Annotated in this window: 9 protein-coding genes; all 9 read left to right on the top strand. The window is 33.3% G+C overall.

Annotation, left to right across the window (positions count from 1 at the left end; genetic code table 11):
* Positions 1-168: 168 nt before the first annotated feature.
* The 9 genes from A3EM_RS0137215 to A3EM_RS0137165 all read left to right on the top strand — a co-directional run bounded on the left by A3EM_RS0137215 (position 169) and on the right by A3EM_RS0137165 (position 11,087).
* Positions 169-618: a hypothetical protein gene (locus tag A3EM_RS0137215; protein WP_157637971.1), complete on the top strand. Its 450-nt coding sequence runs from the start codon at positions 169-171 to the stop codon at positions 616-618.
* Between the two features lie 35 nt (positions 619-653).
* Positions 654-944: a hypothetical protein gene (locus tag A3EM_RS0137210; protein WP_020529848.1), complete on the top strand. Its 291-nt coding sequence runs from the start codon at positions 654-656 to the stop codon at positions 942-944.
* A 145-nt stretch (positions 945-1,089) separates the two neighbouring features.
* Entirely contained in the window at positions 1,090-1,581 is a 492-nt protein-coding gene (locus A3EM_RS0137200) for a glucosaminidase domain-containing protein (protein WP_026210825.1), read from the top strand.
* Between the two features lie 495 nt (positions 1,582-2,076).
* Complete coding sequence (locus A3EM_RS0137190; protein WP_020533333.1) at positions 2,077-2,265, top strand: hypothetical protein; 189 nt, start codon at positions 2,077-2,079, stop codon at positions 2,263-2,265.
* Between the two features lie 99 nt (positions 2,266-2,364).
* Positions 2,365-2,937 carry a hypothetical protein gene (locus A3EM_RS0137185; RefSeq protein WP_020533332.1) on the top strand — a complete coding sequence of 191 codons (573 nt, stop codon included), beginning with the start codon at positions 2,365-2,367 and terminating at the stop codon, positions 2,935-2,937.
* Positions 2,938-3,286: 349 nt separating this feature from the next.
* Positions 3,287-7,462: a T9SS type B sorting domain-containing protein gene (locus A3EM_RS0137180; protein ID WP_020533331.1), complete on the top strand. Its 4,176-nt coding sequence runs from the start codon at positions 3,287-3,289 to the stop codon at positions 7,460-7,462.
* Positions 7,463-7,564: 102 nt separating this feature from the next.
* Positions 7,565-8,974: a PorP/SprF family type IX secretion system membrane protein gene (locus tag A3EM_RS46710; RefSeq protein WP_020533330.1), complete on the top strand. Its 1,410-nt coding sequence runs from the start codon at positions 7,565-7,567 to the stop codon at positions 8,972-8,974.
* A 561-nt stretch (positions 8,975-9,535) separates the two neighbouring features.
* Positions 9,536-10,663, top strand: a complete 1,128-nt coding sequence (locus A3EM_RS44880; protein ID WP_020533329.1) for a sensor histidine kinase — start codon at positions 9,536-9,538, stop codon at positions 10,661-10,663.
* A gap of 7 nt (positions 10,664-10,670) precedes the next feature.
* Complete coding sequence (locus tag A3EM_RS0137165; RefSeq protein ID WP_026210824.1) at positions 10,671-11,087, top strand: response regulator; 417 nt, start codon at positions 10,671-10,673, stop codon at positions 11,085-11,087.
* Positions 11,088-11,618 lie beyond the last annotated feature (531 nt).

Genomic DNA, 11,618 nt, shown 5'->3' with positions numbered 1-11,618 from the left:
TATTGCAAATGTTTGAATTCGGAAAGATGGAAGAGGAACTAAAAGCATTTTTTGCTAAGTTCCCGTTGGCGGTTGTCGTGGTTTATGCTGCTATTAAGTATGTTTATCCTGCTGTTTTAAAATGGTTTGGTGACAAGGAAGTAAAAGAACTACCTAAAAAATAGTATCATGCACTTACGACTTATAATAGGTGGTTTGGTTCGGGTGCTCCCTTTCTTGGGGGCAGCCCTTACATTGCCATTTAAGAATAAAAAGGTAAAAAAATACCTTCCGCATATTCTTACTGGGGTAGCTGGTTTTTATGTGTTGAAGTATTTCACAGATAATCAAAAGTCTCTAGCTGATATCAGCGAAGAAAGCAACGATTCCAAAAGGGCAACAATGGTTGCCGAATTACTTACTGAATACCTGGGTACAAATAAAAATTTCTCTTGGTATCAAGTTTCAACTTGGACGGAAGATGAGGAAAGCGCTGTACAACTCATTTTAGATAATTTACATATTATCACTCTAGTAGAATCCGAGTACAACGCGATAAGCAAATCAGGCTCTTTAAGGGATGATCTTTCTAGGTATTTAGATGAAGATCAAAAAAAGGAATTGTTTGGTAAGATTTAATTACATCATTTCAAAGGTGTCAACCACATAAATAAATGAAAGTTTTAAGAACTGAAAAAGACTTGGGCGAACACGTTGCGCTCAATGGCAATTATTTGTTACATTTTGTAACTTCTGGGGCTGTGAAGGTCTATTTTTCTGATAAACATCGGAATAGTATTGAATTGCACTCTTATAGTGCTGCTACTGATAAAACAGTGCAAATACAAGCACATGGCTACATACATTTTGATACTCCCTCAAATGTGACTAAACTCGTTTTGATGTATTTGGGAGATCGTGAAAAAACATTCGATTTAGATTCAATTAACAATGAACTTTCTTAAAAAAGTTAGCAAGGTTTCAAGTGACTTGGTTACTGTTATTGTGCTTCTGGGTAATTTGAAACCACTTTTACAAATTTTAATATCTATGCTCGAAGCTGAACAAAAAAGGCGTGAAAATGAGCAAAAAGTTTAAAATCACTCTGTTATGAATATTTTAATTTATCTCTTGATTTTTATAGTAAAATTACTATTTCCAAAGTACTGGAGTTTACCCGTTAAGGTTGTTTATGCGCAAGCTGCTTTAGAAACCGGATGGTTTACCAGTGCTGTATTTAAAGAAAATAACAACCTGTTTGGCATGCGCCATCCTTCCCAAAGGAAAACGACTAGCAAAGGGGTCGGTCGTGGCGAAGATCAGCACGGCCAAGCAATTTACGGTTCTTGGTGGGCTTCTATTTATGATTACTTTTTAAGGCAGGAATATTTCAAAGTCGATTACCAAAATATTGACCAGTACATTAGGAAAACTAAAAGTTCTGGGTATGCCACATCTAATTCTTATACGTCCTCATGGCGTGGTTTAATTAATCAGGTTCCCGGTTACTACTCATTATTACCTTGGCTTCCTGCAACGATTCTGCTTTATATCCTCATAGCAGATAAGAAGAAATTAAGATTAAAAAATGTATTTAGGTAGGGAAGGTGTACTACGTGTAAAATTTTCCAAAAAGGGTAAAGAATACTGGCGGGGTTTTAGGGTTTCTCGATCTAGGACTAATTTTTCAATTACAGAATATTTTAGAAGTATTCCCGAATTCCGCTTTGCTATTCTTTATTCATTTAACCGGAAAACACGAAAAAAAGGTATCCAATTAGGCTACTTCGATAAGCATAAAGGCTCTGGATTTTTCTATTAAACTGATAATTTTCTGATTGACTTTAGTTAACATTTAAAGGCTGCATTTTAAAAGTGTGGTCTTTTTTTTGTATATTAAAATATAAGAATTATATTTAACACGTTAATTATTTGAAACATGGAAAACATAGTATTTATTAGAACCAAAAAGAATGTAATAATTGAGTTTATGAAAGAAGGTTCTGGAAGGTACATAAGAACTACTAAAAACAATTTCACTTCTGATTGGCAAAAGATAAATTCAGTTACAGAACAATTATTAAAAGAAAATTATCAATGAAAAAGAATGTAAAAAATATTGAGTTGACCGATGATCAATTAGATGGTATTAAGATTTTAGCCGGGGTTCATAGTATTAGTGCTAAATCATTAATTGAGAAAATTGTAATAGATCATTTGAGATCTGTTGAAGGAGATATAAATAAGTCCCGTAAAATTCACGGGCAACCTCCTTTAAAGTTTTAATCTTACATCATTTCAAAGGTGTCAACCACAATAAACTCGAGGATTTTGTAAAAATCCTCTATGTACTTGATTATAGTTTAACTTCGTCGATTAGAAATTATGAAAATATTAGACCTTTTAAACCCACAAAAAAACGGTTCGGAATATATCCCCCCTTTAGGGCAATCATACAATTTCGAATCAATACGTGCGGACAATGGAACGCTTCAGACGATTAGAACGGCAAAACCCGTGAACCAGATTATCAATACTTTGAACTCCCTGGGCACATGGGTTTTATTAGCGTTCCTTCTAACCATTCCATTGACTGTGCTTAATGCTTTATTGTTTCACGATTTAATGAAAAATGTTAACGGTTTGGGTGATTTTGGGTATTTGCTCGGTGCTTTTACCGCGTTGGTGTTGGAATCTATGGTTTTCATTTCTGCGGTGTCCGGGTGGCTCTTTAGTAGTTATGTTTTTACGGTTGTTTCTGTGTTTATGTGTTATTCTTCATTTGCTCGAAGGATTGCCGAAATAAACATGTTACCAGAGGCGGAACGCCTCCCCTATTTGATTCCTATTTATGTATTATCTATATTTATTCCTGTAGCCATTTCTATATTATCTCATAAGATAAATGCAAGGATGCAATTGGTCAGAAAGGCTAATGTAAAGGCTAGTTTTAAGTAGTTCAATTCGTCGATTAAGACCAATTAACGGACTACATAACGAAAGTTATGATTAATTCATAAACACCTTATAATCAATGTTTTACATAAAAAATAAAATTTCCTGCGTATTATTTTTTGGGTAATTAAATCTTCCCAAGGATAAAAATACATCAAAAAATCTTGAAAATAGAATTCATCTCAATTAAAGAAAACTTCTACAAAATAGAAATAATACGTGATTTACCTACAATTCTAAGGATATTACCTGTTTCATGATTTACTAATAATACCGATAAAATAAAATGGAAGAGCTGTTTTCTTTGTCAATTGGGAAATAGAATTTATCAAGGTATTTATTAAAATTATTCATGAACAGATTTTACTACTATCAGTTTTTACTTATTTTAATAATTTATAATCTTTCCTCCTATCCTGGGATTTCAAATGATATCCATAATAAATCATCCCATTATGCGGTCAAGTCATTATTATCTCCCACAATTTCCAACCCGGTTTATTCATCTGTAACGGATTCTTCTGTATCCTTAGGAGCAGAAATTACTTCAGATGGAGGGTTTGCCATTCTGGAATCGGGTGTTGTTTGGGCATTGCATAATAATCCGAATATTTCTGATTCAAAAAATTCCACACAAATTCCTGGTACAGGATCTTTTGCGTTAACAGTAAATGGATTACCAGCTTTTACGACTATATATTTCAGAGGATTTGCCACTAATTCCAATGGTACATCTTATACCACAGTGGAGTCTTTTACAACTTTGCCTTCCTCTCCTTCTGTTACAGGAAACTTTAGTTGTGGTCCTGGTAGTACAGTACTTTCTGCCTTAGGAAAACCAACTGGTGGCAATTACCTATGGTATGATGCGGCTACCGGAGGGAATTTACTTCAGGATTCAATTGTAAATACTTTTAATACACCCACAATTAGTTCAACAACTACTTTTTATGTAACAGCAGCAAAAGATGGTGTAGAAAGCGCTCCCAGAGTCCCGGTAACTGCAACTTTTATCCCTCCAGTCACTGCTGAAATAATAGAAGGTGTTACCATTAACCGTTGCTTAAAAGATTCTGTGGAATTAAATGCAGTATTTGATTCTACTTGTAATAATTGTTCCTACAAATGGGAAATTTATTCAACTGATAGTGGAGGGTCTTATATACCTGCTCCTGGAAATAATATTGGATTATCCTATAAAACATCAAAATTAGGTTTTTATAGAGTGGTAGTAACAAAAGGTGACTGCAATTGGTATTCATCTGCAACTGAAGTATTAGATCAAAATCCTCCAACATCAAGTATTCAGGAAGGAACTTTCGCCTTTTTCTGCCAGGGAGAAAATTTAACGTTGAATGCCTTAACCGACATTGGGGATATTTTCCAATGGCAATATTCATCAGACAATAATGTATATAACGATATTTTAGGGGCCACACTTCAAAATTATACCACAAATAATCCAGGTTATTATAAAGTTTTAATAACAAAAGATGCATGTAATAGCCTATCCCAGTCGATAAATGTGGTTGAATATAAGGCTCCAACTGCCGCAATTGATACTGGGTTGAACGCTTACTTTTGTGAGAATGATTCTAAAATACTTTCAGCTGAAACTGATATTGGTAATGTATTTCAATGGACCTTTGCGGAAGATGGAATTAACTTTTCTAATGTCAGTAATGATTTGTCCAGTCAACAAAATACTCTTACTGTATCAAGAGAAGGATATTATAAAGTAGAAATATCTAATGATTTATGTACATTTCCCCCTAACTCATCTGATGCAGTTTTCATTTCGGAAAAAAAACTGGATTCACTATTTAAAAATGAAGGAGATACTGTTGAATTGTGTGAACAGGAAAATACAACAATTTCAATCAGTTATTCTAATCCCGACAATATCCAATGGTTATATGCTGAAGCAAAAGATAGTACTTATTTACCTGTACCTGGAGATGGTAATCAGGCTAGTTATACGACTAATTTGCCCGGATTTTATAAAGCAAGTGTTACTGTTGGAGAATGTTCCATTCTATCACAATCAATTTTAATTAAAAATGTAGACAAAATTCCTCCTTTAATTGATCAGGGAGATCCTATTTCTTTTTGCATTAACGATACTGCCACACTTTCAACTCAATATGATCCTGATTATACTTATCAATGGAAATATTTTTCCTTTCTGGATGGAATGACATTTATAAATGCACCTGGTAATAGTAACCAGGCAACCTATAAAACAAATGTACCAGGTTTTTATAGTGTGGAGGTAGTTCGAAATAACTGTGTGACTGCTGTTTCCGCTCCTTCAGAAGTAATAATGAATACTGAATATCCAACATCTGAAATTAATGAGGGGGAATTAACCATGTTATGCGAAGGATCTTCTATTATGCTATCTACTGCAAAAATTAATGACTACCAATATCAATGGTATTTTTCATTGGAAGAGGAAAATAACTATTCCCCTATTTCCAACCTTGATGAAGGTAATGATGTAGTTACAATTTATCAAACTGGTTTTTATAAGCTATTGACAAACAATGGAGGTTGTGAAGAAATTTCCGACCCAATTCAGGTAAAATCAAAAAATGCTCCCGAAGCCATTATTGAGAACCCGGATTCTTTAAATTTATGCCAAGGTGAATCCGCCACTTTAACAGCAAAACTGGTTGATGGGTATACTTATCAGTGGCAATTTTCTACAACAGATTCTTTATACGAAAATGAAGTTAATGCAGGTAATTCCACTTCAAAATATGAAACTTCAAAAGAAGGCTTTTATAGAGTAATTACAACTCTGGATGGTTGCGCAGATACATCTTCAATTGTTCATTTAAATGTCCTTACACTTGATAGTTCCAAAATTGAACAAAATACCCTGGTTAGTATTTGCGATGGAGATTCCACCTTATTATCTGTAGAATTAAAAGAAAATGGAAAATATCAATGGTATTATTCCGATGTAGATACTTTAAATATGGATTTATTAGTTGAAACCACAAATGAATTAATGGTTAAAAAATCTGGTTTTTATCAGGCAAAAATTGGAAATGGTGTTTGTAACGATATCAATTCAAATATAATTTTTGTCGAAATATTACCAACACCAAATCCAGTTATTGAACAAGGAGATTCTATAACCTTTTGTGAAGATAATCCGGTTTCTCTTAGTACTTCGCTTAAAGATACCTATTCGTATCAGTGGGAATTTTCAGGTACTCAGGATTCAATATTTACAGCAATTTCTGGTGCACAATTTAATTCCTTGCAAACAAGTCAGGAAGGTTATTACAGGGTCGTGGTAGAAGAAAATAATGGTTGTTCTCGAGTATCAAATGTGATAACTGTGATAAAAGAATTAAACCCAATTGTATATATTGAAAATGTCTCTGATAGTCCATTTTGTGGGAGCGGAACACTTTATGCCAAAACTAATATTAAAGGAGATATTACTTACCAATGGAAGAAAAATGGTGAAAATATTGGCGAAAATACCAATTCAATAATTGTTTCTGAAAATGGAAATTATTCAGTTTCCATAGTAAATAATTCATGTGGAATGTTTAATTCTCAGGAAGAAGCTATTGCAATTTATGAATTGCCAACTGCATCAATTACTTCCTCTGATACCATTTTTTGTATCAGTGGTAGAATTTCTGCATTAGAAATTTCTGATGCAAACTATCGATGGCTTAAAAATGGATCGTACTTATCAGAAACAGGCCATGAATTGACGGTTGACGACCCGGGGTTTTACCAGGTAGAGGTAGAAACTCAATGCAAAGCTTTATCTGATAGCATATTTATTGGAATAAATAAGGATATTTTAGCTAATCTGGAAATAGAGAATGATTTGTGCAATGGTGGTAAACTCACAATTAATTCAAATGATAGCTTACCAGTTCTCTATAAATTAGGAGAAGAAGGCGAATTTCAGACAGAAAAAGTATTTGAGAATATCTCAGCCGGAATTTATAATCTATATGCGATCAGCCAGGCAGGATGTGAGGAACGAAAAGCTATAGAAATTTTAGACTTGGAAAAAATAAAAGTTGATGCTGGAAATGATGTTACTATGAAAAAAGGAACAGGTATAAAATTAGCCGCATCAAATGCAACTTCATATAGCTGGACTCCAACAATTGGATTGAGTAATCCCAATATCCCAGACCCAATTGCTATTCCTGAGGAAACAATTACTTATACTGTAACAGGAGTTGATCAAAATGGCTGTATTTCACAGGATGATATTACTGTCACAGTAACTGATCATAACGACCTTATAATATCAAAACTGGTATCTCCAAATGGAGATGGTATTAATGATTTCTGGGAAATTTATAATTCGGAACGGTATCCCTCTCTGGTGGTCAATATTTTTAATAGAAATGGAGTAGAAATCTACAAAACTGATAATTATCAGAACCAATGGAATGGAAATGGACAACCTTCAGGGGCATATTATTATATTATTTCAGTGAATGAAAAAACGCTTACAGGCAGCTTTAACCTTATAAAATAACTTTTCTTAATCAGGAATTTATTTCCCTGGTGTTTTATGAATTATGAACCAAATATCTTTTCACAACCACAGATTCAATTTTTATAATCCATCTTAAATATTATGGGTAAATTCGTTGTAATTTTAATTCAATTAGTATTAGTAACTAGAATTGGATTTTGTCAATTTGGTTCAATATTTACACATTCATATCAGGATAATTTTATAATTAATCCGGCTGCAATTGGGTTACAAGAACAAAGTAGTGTTGGAGTTTTGTATAGAAAACAATGGGAAGGTTTTGAGGGAGCTCCAGATAATCTTTTAGTTACACTTCAGATCCCAGGAGTAAAAAATAGAATTGGATTTGGAGCTATTGCATTTTCAGAAAACATTAATTTAGTTAACCATTCAGGAACGCAGTTAGTAGGAACTTATACCGTTCCATTAAATCTAAATACAAATTTAACCTTTGGATTATCAGGAGGAATAATGATAAACAGGATTAATTGGGAACATGTACCTGATCAAGATTTAATTGACAAAGCCCTTTTTAATTTAGATAATTCTATTGAAAATGATGGTACATTTGGTATAATGCTGGACCATAAAGGACTAAATCTAGGGGTAACATTCAATCAATTACTGACTAAAGATTTTAGTGAAGAAAACATATTTGGCAATTACCTGTACAAAAGTAAGGTACTGGCTAGCTATGATTTTCTTCTCAAAAATAATGAGCTAAAACTGAAACCTCAATTGGCATTTTTTTGGGGCGCCTCCCAGATTCATCAGCTGGAAGGAAGTGTAAATCTAAATTGGAAAGAAATTTTTTGGCTGGGTGGTGGATATAGAAGTTATATGGGAAGTTTTATAAGTTCCGGGATTAAAGTAAATTCTAAATTACGCTTTAGCTACGCTTATGAATTTAATAATAAGAATATTGGAAAGTATGCTAAAAAGTCCCAAGAATTTAAATTGACTTATTTATTTGGGAAAAAACAACAAAAAAAGCACTCCGATAAGAACCCACAATTTGAATCATTTATTCTACCAGAAAATAATTTAAATTCTAATGAAATAATAAATTTAGACAGATCATCTGTATCACTCAATCCAGTTGAAAATTCTGTTGAAAATACTTCCTCTAATTTTAGTACTGAGGAAACTAAGGATATTATTAATGGGAAAAATTTTGTGGTTGAACAGATCAATTTTGCCCCTGGTAGTGTGGATGTTAACAAAAATTCAAATGAAGCTTTAGACAAAATTGTTCACCTGTTAGAAAAAAACAAAAGTATGAAAATAGAAGTAAGTGGACATACTGATAACATTGGGGACGATAAATTTAATAAGTTATTGTCTGAACAGAGGGCAAAATCAGTTGTAAATTATTTGATTAAAAAAGGCATTTCCCCTAAACGGCTAAAAGCAGTTGGCTATGGTGAAAGCAAACCAATAGTATCGAATGATGATGAGGAAAATGGCCGCCAATTGAACAGAAGAATAGAAATCAGGGTTTTAGTACCCTAAAAGATTATGACTTATTTTTACATCAAAATCAAATTTTGATTCTTTGAATAGGTAATTCGGCAAATCCTCTTGAAATATTTAAAGGGTTAGTTAAGCACAATAATTTTACAGGTACAATTTTGCAATGCAAATTCATGCCACCAAATTTGCTTAATTCGCCATAAAGGAGTCTGTAGGATAACCATTGTTAAAAGTTTTATTATTAATTATAGCCCCACTTTTTAAAATTAAAACCTTCTATTAAAGAAATTCTCCTAGTATTTATGCCTTTAATTTCACTTTTAACCATATTTTGGGAAACTAATATGATCAACAATTTGTATAATAAGAATTGAGTGCAGTACTTTATATTATAGTATGTGTACTTTACAACTAAAAATAGGGACAAAGTAAATTACTATAATACTTAATTTTAGGTATTAAAATTTTTGGCACCCTTTAAATTACCCAACCAGCATTTTTTTTATGGCCTGTTAAAACCATACAGCAGTTTGACGGATTATCCGGCACCCAGCCTCTACCCAAAATTTTTTAATAATTAGTTGCAAAAAATCCAACATAATGGAACAACTCGATGAAATTCAGTTACTTAGAGAGAAAATTCAAGATAAGGAAGTTATTTTTGAAAACATCCTTGAAGGTACTTTAGCGGGGTATTGGGACTGGTATATTCAGGACAACTACGAATACTTAAGTCCTTCTTTTAAAAAAATGTTTGGCTATGAGGACCATGAAATGCCAAATAGCCCTGATTCCTGGCAAAAAATTATTCATCCGGACGACCTCTCCAAAGTACTTGAGGTTTATGATAAACATGTTAGATCAAAAGGCCTAGTTCCATACAACAATGAAGTAAGATATTTCCATAAAAATGGCTCTGTGGTTTGGGTTTACTGCAGAGGCAAAATAATTGAGTGGGATGCTCAGGGAAACCCTGTTAGAATGGTGGGCAGCCATGTTGATATAACAAAGGTAAAAGAGGCTGAGCTGACAGAAAAGCGTGCACAATTGCTTGAAGTAAAAAATAAAGAACTTGAACAATTTGCCTATGTAGCCTCGCATGATTTACAAGAACCATTACGGACTATTTTGAGCTTCAGCGAATTGTTGGAAAAAAAATATAAAAATAACCTGGACGATGAAGCTGACCTCTACCTGAAATTTATTAAAGAATCAACTCTTCGGATGAAATCCTTAGTGAAAGCACTTTTGGATTATAGCCGTTTAGGTACCAATTTAAAACTCACTCAAGTTAACTGCAATGATATTATTGCAGATATTCAGAAGGATTTAAAAACAAGAATTCAGGAAACCGACACAATACTCAAGGTTGATGCTCTTCCAACCCTAAATGCCTATCAGACAGAACTTCGGTTACTATTCCAAAACCTCATCACAAACGCCATAAAGTTTAGCAAAAAAGAAGTCCAACCAATTATTCAAATCTCAGCACAAGAAGAAAAGGAATATTGGAAAATTTTCATCCAAGATAATGGAATAGGTATTGAGGACAAATTCAAAGAGCGTATTTTCATAATTTTTCAACGGCTTCATTCCAAAAAAGAATACGAGGGAACTGGAATCGGTCTTTCCCAATGTTCAAAAATTGTTGATTTACATGGTGGGCAAATTGGGGTTGAGTCAAAACTTAATGAAGGGAGTACTTTTTATTTTACCATACCAAAATAAATGCAAAATGGATAAAAAACTTAACTGTATCTTACTAATTGACGATGATGAACCAACCAATTTTCTACACAAATTAATCATCGATGATGTGAATTGTACGGAAAAATGTATTGTAGTAGAAAGTGGCCGAGGCGCATTGGATTATCTGACCTCTGAAGATAAGACGAAGCACCCTCCTCCTGACCTTATCTTTTTAGACATTAATATGCCGAAAATGAATGGCTGGGAGTTTTTGGAGCATTACCAAAAACTACACGAAAATCACCAGGGGGGAATTATTGTGGTCATGCTAACCACATCTTTGAATCCATTAGATGAACTTCGGGCAAGCAAAATTGAAAATATTGATACTTTTAGGACTAAACCTCTTACCAGTGAAATGCTGGTAGAAATCCTGCACAAACATTTTCCAAGTTTAAATTGAAACATTCATTAAATTGGAGATTTATGCTAAAAAAGTCCATTTACTTTTTAATAAAATTATGTTTGAAGTCTGGCCTGCCGGTTAGAATTACAATTGGTAGGGTTGAACCCAATCCTGTTTTGGACATTGCTTTTTTTAAGAAAAACCATTACCCTTAAAAGAACCCAGATTTATGTTAGAAAAATTAGCCATATATTTTTCTTTATTTACCAGTCTTTTGGTAATGCTTGGTTGGTACTTTGGTTTCGGGGAAATTTTAAATATAATCCCTGGTAACCCCACCATGAAATTTAATACCGCCCTGATTCTTTTTCTTATAGCATTAAATCTTGAAATTTCTGATAAAAAAAATCAATTTTCAATTATCCTTTATTGGGGCCTNACCAGTTTTACCATCCTTGTGGGATTACTGAGTTTAATCCAGTACCTGGACCTGAAACCTTTTGATTTAGATAATCTGTTTTTGAAAGATACCCTTTCCAACAATAGATATCCAGGCAGGATGTCTCCTGCTTCAGCCTTGTGTTGTCT

This window comes from Flexithrix dorotheae DSM 6795, assembly GCF_000379765.1.
Taxonomy (GTDB): Bacteria; Bacteroidota; Bacteroidia; order Cytophagales; family Flammeovirgaceae; genus Flexithrix; species Flexithrix dorotheae.
This window is presented reverse-complemented; position numbering and strand designations above follow the sequence as displayed.